At 59.6% G+C, this 13,598-nt stretch carries 13 protein-coding genes; 4 read left to right on the top strand and 9 right to left on the bottom strand.

Annotated elements, in window-relative coordinates:
* Positions 1-125 precede the first annotated feature (125 nt).
* From J7399_RS20980 to J7399_RS13410, 5 genes are all read right to left on the bottom strand, one after another.
* Positions 126-620, bottom strand: a complete 495-nt coding sequence (locus J7399_RS20980; RefSeq protein WP_247738778.1) for a DUF6497 family protein — start codon at positions 618-620, stop codon at positions 126-128.
* Positions 617-970 (bottom strand): hypothetical protein, encoded by a 354-nt coding sequence (locus J7399_RS13425; protein ID WP_209086869.1) that lies wholly within the window; start codon positions 968-970, stop codon positions 617-619. Before J7399_RS13425 ends, J7399_RS20980 begins: the two co-directional genes overlap by 4 nt.
* Positions 967-1,368, bottom strand: coding sequence for a cupin domain-containing protein (locus J7399_RS13420; protein WP_209086867.1), 402 nt, complete (start codon positions 1,366-1,368; stop codon positions 967-969). The genes J7399_RS13425 and J7399_RS13420 overlap by 4 nt, the downstream gene beginning before the upstream one ends.
* 109 nt (positions 1,369-1,477) lie before the next feature.
* Complete coding sequence (locus J7399_RS13415; RefSeq protein WP_209063895.1) at positions 1,478-1,903, bottom strand: hypothetical protein; 426 nt, start codon at positions 1,901-1,903, stop codon at positions 1,478-1,480.
* A gap of 48 nt (positions 1,904-1,951) precedes the next feature.
* Positions 1,952-3,484, bottom strand: a complete 1,533-nt coding sequence (locus J7399_RS13410) for an acyl-CoA carboxylase subunit beta (RefSeq protein WP_209086865.1) — start codon at positions 3,482-3,484, stop codon at positions 1,952-1,954.
* A gap of 249 nt (positions 3,485-3,733) precedes the next feature.
* On the opposite strand from J7399_RS13410, the gene J7399_RS13405 reads away from it, so the two are divergent.
* The 3 genes from J7399_RS13405 to J7399_RS13395 all read left to right on the top strand — a co-directional run bounded on the left by J7399_RS13405 (position 3,734) and on the right by J7399_RS13395 (position 7,436).
* The gene (locus J7399_RS13405) at positions 3,734-4,948 is read left to right on the top strand and encodes a multidrug effflux MFS transporter (protein WP_209086863.1); all 1,215 of its coding nucleotides are present in this window, start codon (positions 3,734-3,736) and stop codon (positions 4,946-4,948) included.
* A 132-nt stretch (positions 4,949-5,080) separates the two neighbouring features.
* Positions 5,081-6,481: a helix-turn-helix transcriptional regulator gene (locus tag J7399_RS13400; RefSeq protein ID WP_209086861.1), complete on the top strand. Its 1,401-nt coding sequence runs from the start codon at positions 5,081-5,083 to the stop codon at positions 6,479-6,481.
* A 280-nt stretch (positions 6,482-6,761) separates the two neighbouring features.
* On the top strand, positions 6,762-7,436 hold the full coding sequence (locus J7399_RS13395; protein WP_209081124.1) for an outer membrane beta-barrel protein: 675 nt from the start codon (positions 6,762-6,764) through the stop codon (positions 7,434-7,436).
* A gap of 117 nt (positions 7,437-7,553) precedes the next feature.
* Here J7399_RS13395 and J7399_RS13390 read toward each other — a convergent pair whose 3' ends face one another.
* The 3 genes from J7399_RS13390 to betB all read right to left on the bottom strand — a co-directional run bounded on the left by J7399_RS13390 (position 7,554) and on the right by betB (position 11,095).
* Complete coding sequence (locus J7399_RS13390; RefSeq protein ID WP_209063901.1) at positions 7,554-7,793, bottom strand: DUF465 domain-containing protein; 240 nt, start codon at positions 7,791-7,793, stop codon at positions 7,554-7,556.
* Between the two features lie 152 nt (positions 7,794-7,945).
* Positions 7,946-9,601, bottom strand: coding sequence for a choline dehydrogenase (gene betA / locus J7399_RS13385; RefSeq protein WP_209086859.1), 1,656 nt, complete (start codon positions 9,599-9,601; stop codon positions 7,946-7,948).
* A 42-nt stretch (positions 9,602-9,643) separates the two neighbouring features.
* The gene (gene betB, locus J7399_RS13380) at positions 9,644-11,095 is read right to left on the bottom strand and encodes a betaine-aldehyde dehydrogenase (protein ID WP_209086857.1); all 1,452 of its coding nucleotides are present in this window, start codon (positions 11,093-11,095) and stop codon (positions 9,644-9,646) included.
* A gap of 160 nt (positions 11,096-11,255) precedes the next feature.
* Here betB and betI point away from each other — a divergent pair, with 160 nt between their 5' ends.
* Positions 11,256-11,840, top strand: coding sequence for a transcriptional regulator BetI (gene betI, locus J7399_RS13375; RefSeq protein WP_209086855.1), 585 nt, complete (start codon positions 11,256-11,258; stop codon positions 11,838-11,840).
* Positions 11,841-11,968: 128 nt separating this feature from the next.
* Here the strand turns inward: betI and betC are convergent, their stop codons facing one another.
* Positions 11,969-13,477 (bottom strand): choline-sulfatase, encoded by a 1,509-nt coding sequence (betC, locus tag J7399_RS13370; RefSeq protein ID WP_209086853.1) that lies wholly within the window; start codon positions 13,475-13,477, stop codon positions 11,969-11,971.
* Positions 13,478-13,598: the final 121 nt, after the last annotated feature.

The following is a 13,598-nucleotide window of genomic DNA, read 5'->3' as shown; positions in this document are numbered from 1 at the left end:
TGCGCGGAGATTATGGGATTGCGCTGTGAAAAGATAGGGATAGCGGTCGACGTTCATGCGATGTGGCCACTTTGCCGCAACGTCGCGCTGTGCCGCCAAATCCGCAACAATATCTAGTAGCGCCATCAGAAGCCCTCCCAGATACAGGTGCCGTCTTGCACGCTGAAAGCTTCAAAATATTGCTGGGCGAGATGGGTCATCACGCCGAATTCTGTTTCTCTGTCCGCCATGGATATGATCACCTGATCGACTTTTTCTTCGGAAACCGCCAGATACGGCACCGCGACGCCGTTGCACAGGTGAAAGAAGTCCCCTTCGATCTCTGCAAAGGTCACCCCTTGCTGCATCACAGGCATGACATAGCGAAACCGAGCCACACGGCTGGTGTCCGCACGGGTCTCAAACAGCACTTCATGTAGGGAAACTGTGTTACCGGAGGGCACAGCTGGAGCCTCCTCCAAAACTCCAGCTGTGGCCGCTGCACCCAAAAGGGGCCCTCCAAATGCGGCAAAAACAACGTGAGTCGCAGGCTTACACAGTTTTTTAACAAAAGCTCCAAAAAATGTGCGCAACGCGGAACTTTTTTTCACAATCCAAGGGTTTGAGGCGAAAATCGTCATGCTGCCACCCTTTTGTGTTGCGCATGGCGCAGCCAGCGCGCGCGGCGCTTGGGGCAGTTCAGGACCTCAGAAATCTCGGCTTCCAGCTTTTCGCGCGCCACAGCACCGGCCACTGCGCCGCCAGCCTTGACCTGCAGCATGCCATCCACACGCGTCACCTGCACCACCGGTGCAAAGCCGCGCAGATCCTGCAGCGCCCGCCACATATCCTGACGCACCTGCTGAGCAATCCGCAGCCGATCGGCATCCGGCAGCGTGGTCTGCACCGCCAGATCCCAGCGCACAGGCACACGCCGCGCCACGGTCAGCCGGTCGCCCTCGCGCAGAATATGCCAGCGCGCCTTGCTCATGCGGGCGCCTCCTCATCGGAGGTGTCAAACTCTGCTGGGCTGATGATCTCGATCAGCTCCATATCATCGCTATGACGCACTTCGCGATGCTTGATGCCCGGCGGCTGCAGCACGCAGGAGCCTTCGCGCAGCACATGCTCGCCCTGCCCCTCATACTCAAACACCACCCAGCCTTTGGTCACATAAACCATCTGGAAATCCAGCTCATGGCTGTGCCAAGCCCCCGGACTTTCCATCCCCGGCACCGCCCGAATGACATGCGCGCCAAACTTGCCTTGGGTGCCGTCTTTGATCCCGAGATCCCGATACTCAAAAAACGTCCGCAGCCCCTGGCCAACGAACTTTCCGTCATCGGCATGGGAGATCGTAAATGCTTGATTTTTGAAGAGCTCGGTCATGATCAAACCGTCCCTTCGCAGGAACGGACACATTGTGCCCGCCCCCAAAGAGAGCGCGCACCCCATTGCCGAGGCCTGCCCAACACTGGGGAGATATGCGCGCACACTATCAGCCATCAAAGAACCTGAAACCACGGCAGGTATCTGTCGAAAAGCCGCCATACAGCTCGCCGCCAGCATCGCGCCAATCCATGTACAAGATGACCCGGTTGTATTTTGCGTCAGAGAATTGCTCACGCACTTTGCCTTGTGTGGCTTTGCACATCGCAACCATCTGCTTTTTCACAACGCTTCGCTTGCCCGGCACCGGCCCAGTCATCGCCGCAGCCACCAAAGGTTGCGCCGCTCGACGGGTTTGGGTGCTGGCACCGTCATCACGCGAACGCGTGGTGACGATGGCGCTCTCCTCAATGGTGACGACACAGCCTTTGGTGCCACCGCCAAGATCAAACGCCTGCACGCCCCGGCAGGATTGGCTCTGCGCCGCAACCGGCAATGAAAGCAATGCGCAAGAAGCAAAGATAAGCGATCTCATATTCAACTTTTCCCTGTATGGATTTTCAATGAATCCACTTCTAGCGCATTACAACGGAATGTTGTCGTGCTTTTTCCAAGGATTTTTCTGCTGCTTATTGCGCAGGCTCGCGAAGGCCCGGCTCACGCGCTTGCGTGTGCTCTGCGGCATGATCACCTCGTCGATAAAGCCACGCTCTGCGGCCACAAACGGGGTCGCAAACCGGTCTTCATAATCCTTAGTGTGCGCCGCGATCTTCTCCGGGTCATTCAGATCCGCACGGTGGATGATCTCGGTGGCACCTTTCGCGCCCATCACCGCGATTTCCGCTGTGGGCCAGGCATAGTTGAAGTCGCCGCGCAGGTGCTTGGAGGACATCACGTCATAAGCACCGCCATAAGCCTTACGGGTGATCACCGTCACCTTCGGCACCGTCGCTTCACCATAAGCAAACAACAGCTTTGCACCGTGCTTGATCACGCCGCCATATTCCTGTGTGGTGCCCGGCAAGAAGCCCGGCACGTCCACCAGCGTCAGGATCGGAATTTCAAAGCAGTCACAGAAGCGCACAAACCGTGCCGCCTTACGGGAGCTGTCAATGTCCAGACAGCCTGCCAGCACCATCGGCTGGTTGGCCACCACCCCCACGGTCTGACCTTCCAGACGCATGAAACCGGTGATGATGTTCTTGGCGTAGTCTTCCTGAATCTCGTAGAAATCGCCCTCATCCGCCACCTTATGGATCAGCTCTTTCATGTCATAAGGCGTGTTCGGATTGTCCGGGATCAGCGTATCCAGGCTTTTCTCGATCCGGCCCGGCTCGTCAAAGAACGGGCGCACTGGTGGCTTTTCGCGGTTGTTGAGTGGCAGGAAGTCGATCAGACGGCGCACTTCGGCGAGCGCTTCCACGTCATTTTCAAACGCACCATCCGCAACGGAGGATTTCTTGGTGTGGGTGCTTGCGCCACCCAGCTCTTCTGCGGTCACAACCTCATTGGTCACGGTTTTCACCACATCGGGGCCGGTCACAAACATATAAGAGGTGTCTTTGACCATGAAGATGAAGTCGGTCATCGCAGGTGAGTACACCGCGCCACCGGCACAGGGGCCCATGATCACGCTAATCTGTGGCACCACACCGGAGGCCATAACATTGCGCTGGAACACCTCGGCATAGCCCGCCAGAGAGTCCACCCCCTCCTGAATACGCGCCCCGCCGGAATCGTTCAGACCAATGATCGGCGCGCCGTTCTGCACCGCCATGTCCTGAATTTTGCAGATCTTCTGCGCGTGGGTTTCAGACAGCGAGCCGCCAAACACCGTGAAGTCCTGAGAGAACACATAGACCATACGGCCGTTAATAGTCCCCCAGCCGGTGATCACACCGTCGCCTGCGGGCTTGTCTTTCTCCATGCCGAACTCGGTGCAGCGATGGGTTTTGAACATGTCAAACTCTTCAAAGCTGTCTTCATCCAGCAGAAGCTCGATCCGTTCCCGCGCGGTCAGCTTGCCTTTGGCGTGCTGACTGTCGATCCGGCGCTGACCGCCGCCCAGGCGTGCAACCTCACGACGCTCTTCCAATTGCTGCAAAATATCTTTCATGGCAGTCCCTCATGATCTCTCTTGCGCACCACCCCGACTGCTTGGCTTTTGCCGCCAGACCACCGGAAAACACAGGCGCACACCTCGGTTGAACGATACCATAAGAAGGACATCCCCGCGGCAAAAGCTTTATTCGGCAAATTTGCAAATCAGATGAAACCCCATGGGTGCGAATTGCAAATCCGCAAATCCTTCACATCTGAAATTTCTTCATGGACATTGAAAGGGTGCCCCCCTACCTCTTAGCCCATGAACAGCCAGACCCGCGGCACTTTCCTGGACCGCACCACGCCACCAAACATCATCACCTTGATCCTGCTGGCCGGGGTTTCTGCGCTGTGCATGAACATTTTCCTGCCAAGCCTACCCTCCATGGCAACCTATTACGGCACGGACTATGCGGTGATGCAGCTTTCCATCGCGGTGTATCTCGCGGTGAACGGCGTGCTGCAGATTGTGGTCGGGCCGATATCTGACAAGTTTGGCCGCCGCCCGGTGATCCTCTGCGGCATGGTGATCTTTCTGCTCGCCACATTGGGCTGCATCTTTGCCCCCAATGCCGCCACCTTCCTGACCTTCCGCATGCTTCAGGCGGCGGTGGTTGTCGCCATGGTGCTGACGCGCGCGGTGGTGCGCGATATGGTCTCCACCGATGAAGCGGCCTCCATGATCGGCTATGTCACCATGGGCATGACCGTGGTGCCCATGCTCGGCCCCGCCCTTGGCGGCGTACTGGCTGCGGCCTTTGGCTGGCAAGCCAGCTTCTGGATGCTCTTTCTTGTGGGGCTGGCGATCTTCTGGCTGGCCTACCGCGATCTCGGTGAAACCAAATCCGCCAGCGGTCTCAGCCTTGGAGAACAGGTCCGCCAATATCCCGAGCTACTGACCAGCCCGCGCTTCTGGGGCTACTCGCTAGCCAATGGCTTCACCTCCGGCGCCTTCTTTGCCTACCTCGGCGGCGCGCCTTATGTGGCCACGGAACTTTTTGGCATGACCTCCTCGCAGATGGGCATCTATTTCGGCGCCCCGGCGGTGGGCTATTTCATCGGCAACTTCCTGGCAGGCCGCTACTCAGCGCGCATCGGCGTGAACCGCATGGTTCTGGCAGGCTGCCTGATCTGCGGCCTTGGCATCGCCACCTCGCTGTCGATCTTTTACATGGGCTATGGCTCCGCCGAGGTGTTCTTTGGCTTCATGAGCTTTGTCGGCATCGGCAATGGCCTCGCCATCCCCAACGCCACCGCAGGCGCTTTGTCCGTGCGCCCGCAGCTGGCAGGCACCGCCTCCGGCCTCACCGGCGCAATCATGATTGGCGGCGGCGCTGCGCTTTCGGCGCTGGCAGGCACATTGCTGACACCGGAAACCGGCGCTTTCCCCTTGCTCTGGCTGATGGTGGCCACCGCAGGCTGCGCAGTGCTGGCCATCGCCCTTGTGATGCTGCGCGAAAAGCAACTGCGCCTCTGAGCGCGCGCCACACTTCTGCGCGTCAAACCTGCACCGCCCCATCGTCGCACCCTGCAAAATCCCGCTGGCGCAGCGCGGTTTGCAAAGCTATCTTTGCAGCTATGCAAACCGGAGGACCACGGGAGGACCACTGTGCCAACGCAAAAGCTCTACGCAGGCGCAAAGCTACGCGAAATCCGCACGCGGCTGACGCTCACACAAAAGGACTTCGCCCAGAAACTCGGCGTCTCCCTGCCCTATCTGAACCAGATGGAAAACAACAACCGCCCGGTCTCCACCACGGTTGTGCTCGCCCTCGCCCAAGAGTTCGGGCTGGACGTGACAGAGCTCAGCACCGGAGACAGCGAGCGCCTTGTCTCTGACATGCGCGAAGCGCTGGCGGATCCGGTCCTTGCCGAAACCTCCGCCCCGCTGGCCGATCTGCGCCTCGCCGCCTCCAACGCCCCCGCGCTGGCCCGCGCCTTTCTGGAGCTGCACCGCGCTTACCGGCAAACCCACGAACGCCTCGCCTCTCTGGACGAAGCGCTCGGGCGTCAGGACGTGCAGATGCAGTCGAGCCCATGGGATGAGGTCCGTGACTTCTTCCACTACTGTGACAACTACATCGACGCGGTGGACCACGCCGCCGAGCGCTTTGCCCAACAGGCGGTTGAACACGGCGGCATCCGCGCTGCCGCCCTTGCTTCGCTGCGGGAGGCTGGCATCGCCGTGTCCTTCACCGATGTCGACCACCTGCGCGCCTTTGATGCAGACACCCAGCGCCTGCAAATCTCACGCTACGCCCAGCCTGAAACCCAGACCTTCCAGCTTCTGTTGCAAGTCGCCCTGCTCCAGCACGGCACATTGCTTGAAGCCACGCTGGATTTCGCCCGCTTCCAAAGCGACGCCGCCCGCGCCATCGCCAAGATCGGCCTTGCCAACTATTTCGCTGGCGCAGCCCTCATGCCATACGGCACCTTTCTGGAGGCCGCGCGGGACACGCGCCACGATCTGGAGCTGCTGGCCAACCGCTTTGGCGCCTCCATCGAACAGATCGCCCACCGGCTCTCCACCCTGCAGCGCCCCGGCAACAAGGGCATCCCCTTCTTCTTTGTGCGCGTGGACCAGGCCGGCACCATCACCAAGCGCCATTCCGCAACCCGCCTGCAGTTTGCCCGCTTCGGCGGCGCCTGCCCGCTCTGGAACGTCCACCGCGCCTTTGAGACCCCCGGCCACTTCCTGCGCCAGCTGGCCGAAACCCCGGACGGCGTGCGCTATATTTCCCTCGCGCGGGATGTCTCCAAATCCGGCGGCCACTTCGGCGCGCCCGTGCGCCGCTACGCCATCGCTCTGGGATGCGAGATCCGCCACGCCGACGCGCTGGTCTATGCCGACCATATGGAGCTCGACAACCCGCAGGCCTTTGAGCCGATCGGCATCTCCTGTCGGATTTGTGAACGCACACACTGCCATCAGCGCTCTGTGCCGCCGCTGGAGCGTCGCCTGACGATTGACGAGAACCGCCGCGATGTGCTCCCCTACGACGTGGGCTGACCCAAAGCACGGCCCAAACCCGCCGCACGGCTCACCAAAGCGTGAGCCATGTTGCACCCCAAGGGGGAGACCCAGCCCCCTGTGAGCCACACGCGCTGCGTGCGCATCACACAACCCTCTGAAATAGTTATATTTCCCAAAACTCGCGCCCAGTTTGAAAATCGTTCAATGGCGCGGTCACACATTTTCTTTTGAGCTTGTGAAATGACAGTTGCCCCCGCGCTGTGCAGCTTGGCCCCACGACACAACAACACGATTAGCAAGACAAAGGGCCAGTCTCATGTTCACCCGCTCTCTCCTCGGCGCAGCGCTGCTCGCCTCCACAACCCTCGCAGCTCCAGCCTTCGCCAACGATTGGTATGTGCAGGGCTCCCTCGGCTACTCCTTCGCGGATGACGCCAACCACTCCGGCATCATCGGCGGCGGCACCCAGAACGTGCGCTCCGATCTTGATGATGATCTGGCAGTCGGCATCTCAGTGGGCCGCGGCATCACCAGCTTTGGCAACGGCCTGTCCCTGCGCGGCGAAGTCGAACTCTCCTACCGCTCCAACGATGTCACCGCCGTAGACTTCAGCGGCAACGGTGCCGGTGCAGAAGCCAACCCCGCAGGCGACATCTCCGCCACTTACCTGCTCGGCAACCTGATCGTTGACGTGGAAACCAGCTCCAAGTTCACCCCGTACTTCGGTGCCGGTGTGGGTGTTGGCTTCTTTGATCAGGACATCTCTTACGGCAACGGCGTGACCATCCGCGGCGATGACGAAGTCTTCACCGCCCAGCTGATCGCGGGCACCTCCTATGACATCAACGATCAGGTCGCCCTGTTTGGTGATGTGCGCTACACCCGCGGCTTTGACGTCACAGGCACCCGCACCTCCCCGGGTGGCACCGCCAGCGTGTCTGACGACCTGTCCAACACCTCCGTGAACCTGGGTGTGCGCTTCAAGTTCTAAGGCAAGCACCTTGTTCACAGTGTTTCATGAAATGCGCCCTAATATGTCATGAAACACGGATACGCTCCGCCCGAGTCCCCTCCGGCGGAGCGTAGCTTTTTAGCAGATGGCCAAAGCTCAGTTGGCTTTCAGATAGGCGTAAATCTCATCTTTCAGCGCACCGCGACGCTTGCGCAGATCCACTTCGGCCAGCTCTTCGCGCGGCGCCACGTTGGTTTCTGCAGTATGCACCTTGCGGTTGATCTCATGATAGTCCGCCGCGAGCTTTGCAAAATGCTTATCGCTCACTTTCAGCGCGCTCATTTTCTCTGCAAATTCAGGGAATTCTTCGGCCAACTCATGTGGGGTGTTAGACATGCTGTTCGCTCCTTTTTCTTAGGTCCGACAGCACCATACCAACGAAAATCGGGGCCAACTTTGACCCCGATCAAATCCGCACGACAAATACAGTTTTTAGCGCACACGCCATGTCACCTGAGGTAGAGCCCTGCGCGCAGGCTTTCATAGCCTCAGCGCTGCGCCACCTGCCACTCAGGGTGGAACCATGGCGCCGCATTTGAGGATGCCAGCTGACGTCCCAGAATGTGATCCGAGGCCTTCTCCCCCGTCATGATCGACGGCCCATTGAGATTGCCGTTGGTGATGCGCGGGAAGATCGAGCTATCGGCCACGCGCAGCCCATCCACCCCGATCACGCGGCACTCATTGTCCACCACCGCCATCGGATCATCCGCGCGGCCCATCTTGCAGGTGCCACAGGGGTGATAGGCGCTTTCCGCGTGCTCGCGAATGAAGCCGTCAATCTCATCATCACTCTGCAAATCCGCACCCGGCTGGATCTCATGTTTCACAAACGGCTGCATCGCCTCTTGTGCAAAAATCTCCCGTGTCAGGCGGATACAGGCGCGGAAATCCTCCCAGTCCTGCTCGGTCGACATATAGTTGAAGAAGATATTGGGCGCAGCCTTCGGATCAGACGAGGACAGCGTGACTTCGCCGCGCGATGGCGAGCGCATCGGCCCCACATGCGCCTGAAAGCCATGACCTTCAGCCGCCGCCTGCCCGTCATAGCGCACCGCAATCGGCAGAAAGTGATACTGGATATCGGGATAGGAAATCCCCGCACGCGAGCGGATAAACCCGGCTGTTTCAAACTGGTTGGACGCGCCAAGGCCCTTCTTGGTGAACAGCCACTGCGCCCCAATGAGGCCTTTGCCAATCAGGTTCCAGTATTTGAACAGGGTGATCGGCTGTTTGCAGGCCATCTGCATATAGACCTCAAGGTGGTCCTGCAGGTTCTGGCCCACGCCCGCGCGATCCGCGACCACGTCAATGCCATGCTCCGCCAAATGCGCCGCAGGGCCAATGCCCGACAGCATCAACAGCTTTGGCGAATTGAGCGAGCTGGCCGAGAGGATCACCTCGATATTGGCGCGGATCACCTGCACCTTGCCACCGCGCTCAATCTCCACGCCGACGGCACGGCCGTTTTCCATCACCACCTTGCGCGCCAAGCCCCGCACGAGATCACAGTTTTCACGCTTCAGCGCAGGCTTGAGATAAGCATTGGCCGCCGACCAGCGCTGTCCTTTGTAAACGGTCATATCCATCGGGCCAAAGCCCTCTTGCTGCTGACCGTTGTAGTCGTCAGTAACCGGATAGCCCGCCTGACGCCCCGCCTCGACAAAAGCGGCATGCAGCGGGTTGTTGCGCGGCCCGCGACTGATGTGCAGCGGCCCATTGGCCCCGCGCCAGTCCGGATCGCCCCCCTGCCCGCTTTCATGCCAGCTTTCCATGCGTTTGAAGTAGGGCAGCACATCCGCATAAGACCAGCCATCTGCACCGCTCTCGGCCCAATGGTCATAGTCGCCTGCATGGCCGCGCACATAGACCATGCCGTTGATCGAGCTTGAGCCGCCAATCACCTTGCCGCGCGGACACACCAATGTCCGCCCGCCCAGATGCGGCTCCGGCAGGGTTTTGTAGCCCCAGTCATAAAGGCTCATGTTCATCGGATAGCTCAGCGCCGCCGGCATCTGGATCAGCGGCCCGGCATCCGTGCCACCATGCTCGATCACCAGCACCGATTTCCCAGCCTCGCTCAGACGATACGCCATGGCGCAGCCCGCAGAGCCCGCTCCAACGATCACATAATCAGCCTGCATAGTCATTCTTCTCCGACAGAGGGGCGTCCGCGCGGGCCGCGTTTAGTAAGGCGCTTCCACGTCACCCATGCGCACGTAGACCGATTTCACCTGGCTGTAGTGATTGATCGCTTCTTTGCTGTTCTCCCGCCCAACGCCGGAGTTTTTCACTCCGCCAAACGGCGCTTCCACAGGGGCGTCGTTGTAGGAGTTGATGAAACAGCTGCCCGCATCCAGCAAGCCAATCACACGGTGTCCACGGGTCAGATCAGAGGTGAACACACCGGCAGACAGTCCAAACTCGGTCGCATTGGCGCGTGCAATCACCTCTTCCTCGTCGTCAAAATCCAACACCGACATCACCGGGCCAAAGATCTCTTCGCGCGCGATGGTCATCTCATCAGTGACATCTGCAAAGACGGTGGGCTCAAGGTAGAAGCCCTCGCGATCCATCCGCTTGCCGCCGCACACCAGCCGTGCGCCTTCCTCTTGGCCTTTCTCTATATAACCAAGCACGATATTCATCTGACGCTCAGACACCATCGGGCCAAAGCTGGTGGCCTCATCCAACGGATCGCCGATCACCGCCGTGCCCAGACGCTCTGCCAGACGGGCGAGGAATTTCTCTTTGATGCCCTTTTGCACAAACACCCGTGTGCCGTTGGAGCAGACCTGACCGGAACTGTAGAAGTTGCCCAGAATGGCCCCGCCCACAGCGTTTTCCACATCAGCATCATCAAAAATGATCAACGGAGACTTGCCGCCCAGCTCCATGGTCACATGCTTCATATGGCTGGCGGCGGCTGCATAGACTTTCTTGCCGGTGGGCACGGAACCGGTCAGGCTCACCTTGTCCACGCGCGGATCATTCACCAGCGCGCCACCCACTTCGCCCATGCCTTGAACTACGTTATAAACCCCCGCAGGCACACCGGCCTCATGCAGGATTTCCGCCACCTTCAAAGCACACATCGGGGTGGTTTCTGATGGTTTGAACACCATCGCATTGCCACAGGCCAAAGCAGGCGCGCCTTTCCAGCAGGCAATCTGTGTCGGATAGTTCCACGCGCCAATGCCCACACAAACGCCCAGCGGTTCGCGCACGGTATAGACCCAATCTTCGCCCAGCGGAATATGCTCACCGGTCAGGGTTGCGGCCATTCCACCAAAGTATTCCAGCGCATCTGCACCGCTGGTGGCATCCACCGCGATGGTCTCCTGATAAGGCTTGCCCGTGTCATAGGTCTCCAGCACGGAAAGCTCGTGGTTGCGCTCCATGATCATCGCCGCAGCGCGGGTCATGATGCGGCCACGCTCCCGACCGGTCATCGCCGCCCAGATCTTCTGCCCCGCCTTGGCGCTCTCCAACGCCTGATCAATGATCGCCGGCGTCGCCGCATGCACCTTGCCAATCACCTCACCGGTTGCCGGATAGACGATGTCAATCTGCGCGCCAGCGGTGTCTTCCACATAGGCCCCATTGATGAAATGACTGGCGGTTGGTTGCAGCTGCATGGCCGGCTCCTTTGGTGGCACACCCTCAGATCAGACAGGCACGCGGAATCTCAATTGGGCGCGACCGTAGCACCGCTCGATCATTTTTTAAATGGTCATTTCATTTTTTTTATTGAAACAACAACATTGCTCCCGCCCACCAGCACGTTAAAGTGGCACCATGGGCCGAACACGTATCCGCGACATCCGACATGAGGAACTCATCACCGCCACCATCACGGCGGTGCACAAACGCGGCTATGCTGTTGTCACAATGGCGGAAATCGCGGCCGAAGCCGGGGCCTCCGCCGCCTCGATCAACTATTATTTCGGCTCCAAGGAAAAGCTGATGGAGGCCACCATGCGCCGCCTGCTTTCTAAGCTGAAGGATGCCATGCTGGAGCGTTACGCCACCGCCAAAACCCCGCATGACCGCCTGATGGCGGTGATTGACGCCAACTTTTCGGATCGGCTTTTCACCATCGAGCAATGCTCAATCTGGATGCAATTCTGGGCCAACGCGCCTTATGCGCCCTCTCTGCAACGGCTGCACCGCATCAACCGCGCCCGGGTGAATGCACATTTCCGCGCCGAGCTGCGCGCACTGGTGCCGGATTCTCGCCGCGAAACCATGCGCGAAGCACTCCAATGCTACATGGATGGGGTCTGGCTTGAGGCCGCGCAATCAGATGCGCCACTCAACCCGGCCCAAGCCCGTCAGGAAGCGCGTGAAGTCGCCGATCTGATGCTGCGCTCAAACGCCTGACCTGTCACCCGAAGGCGGCACTTTACCAGCGCTCTCTAGGCTGCTCCAATTCACCTTCGAGGCATCGAAAACCTGTAAGAAGCCAAGGACACATCCGCTTCTTACAGGTCAAAAATACCCAAAGCGCCTCACTCTCCGCGCGGGAACCGCTGATTTTCTTCCACCACATTCAGATCCATGTGATTGCGCATGTAGCGCTCAGAGGCTTTCTGCAGCGGCTGATAATCCCACGGATAATAGCCGCCTTCTCGCAGCGCCTCATAGACCACCCAGCGCCGCGCCTGACTTTCCCGCACCGCCGCATCAAACGTCGCCAGATCCCAGCGCGCCTCTGATTTGGCGCGCAAGGTCTGCACCGTGCCCTGATGGGCCGCCACTTCGGCCAAATTGGTCAGCTCATGAGGATCGGCCTCCAGATCAAACAGCTGATCGGGATCCAGCGCACAGCGGTTGTATTTCCACTTGCCATAGCGCAGCGACACCATCGGCGCATAAGAGGCCTCCGCCGCATATTCCATCGCCACCGGCGTATCCCGCGTGCCGCCTTGCCCCAGATGCACAAGGCTCTCCCCCGTGGTCCAGGGCATGACCTCCTCCATGCTCACCCCCGCCAGATCGCAAAGCGTGGGGCAGACGTCGATATTGCTCACCGGCGTGTTCACCAGCCCCGGCCGCATCTGCGGCGCCGCCACCATCATTGGCACCCGGCTTGAGCCTTCATAAAAGCTCATCTTGAACCACAGCCCGCGCGCGCCCAGCATGTCGCCGTGATCACTCACGAACAGAATGATCGCCTCCTGACGGGTCGCCTCCAGCGCCTCCATCACCTCGCCAATCTTGTCATCCAGATAGCTGATATTGGCAAAATAGGCCCGACGGGAGCGGCGCACATCCTCTTCGGTGATGTCAAAACTGCGCCAGTCATTGGCATCAAAGATCCGCTTGGAATGCGCGTCCTGCTCTTCATAGGGGATCGGCCCCACCTCCGGCAGCAGATGCGCGCAATCCTCATAAAGATCCCAATATTTCTTGCGCGCCACATAGGGATCATGCGGGTGGGTGAAACTGACCGTCAGACACCAGGGCCGTTCATCATGCCCCCGCGCCAGATCATAGACCTTGCGTGTGGCGTGATAGGCCACCTCATCGTCATACTCCATCTGATTGGAGATTTCCGCGACACCCGCGCCGGTGACGCTGCCCATATTGTGATACCACCACTCAATCCGCTCTCCGGGTTTGCGATAGTCCGGCGTCCAACCGAAATCTGGCGGATAGATGTCTGTGGTCAGGCGCTCCTCAAAGCCGTGCAGCTGGTCAGGGCCGACAAAATGCATCTTTCCTGACAGACAGGTCTGATAACCCGCCCGGCGCAAATGGTGCGCGTAAGTGGGGATAGAAGAGGCAAACTCCGCCGCATTGTCATAAACCCGCGTGTCGCTGGGCAGTTGCCCGGTCATAAAGCTCGCCCGCCCCGGCGCGCACAGGGGGCTGGCGGTATAGGCGTTCTGAAACCGTGTGGAGCGCGCCGCCAGCTTTTTCAGGTTCGGCGCATGCAGCCACTCTGCAGGCCCATCGGGAAACAACGTCCCATTGAGCTGATCCACCATAAAAATCAGAATATTGGGGCGAGTCATATGGGGTCCTCCTGTTGCCGGCTTTGCGCGACACTAGGCGCGACCCCACCCATGGCGCAATCTCAAAGGCGACACCGCAATGTCGCGACCTGTGAGCGCTCACATCTTGGTCTGCCCCACC

It is taken from the genome of Shimia sp. R9_1, from assembly GCF_017743775.1.
Classification (GTDB): Bacteria; Pseudomonadota; Alphaproteobacteria; order Rhodobacterales; family Rhodobacteraceae; genus Shimia.
Note: the sequence above shows the minus strand (reverse complement) of the source record. Positions and strands in the feature narration are given on the sequence as shown.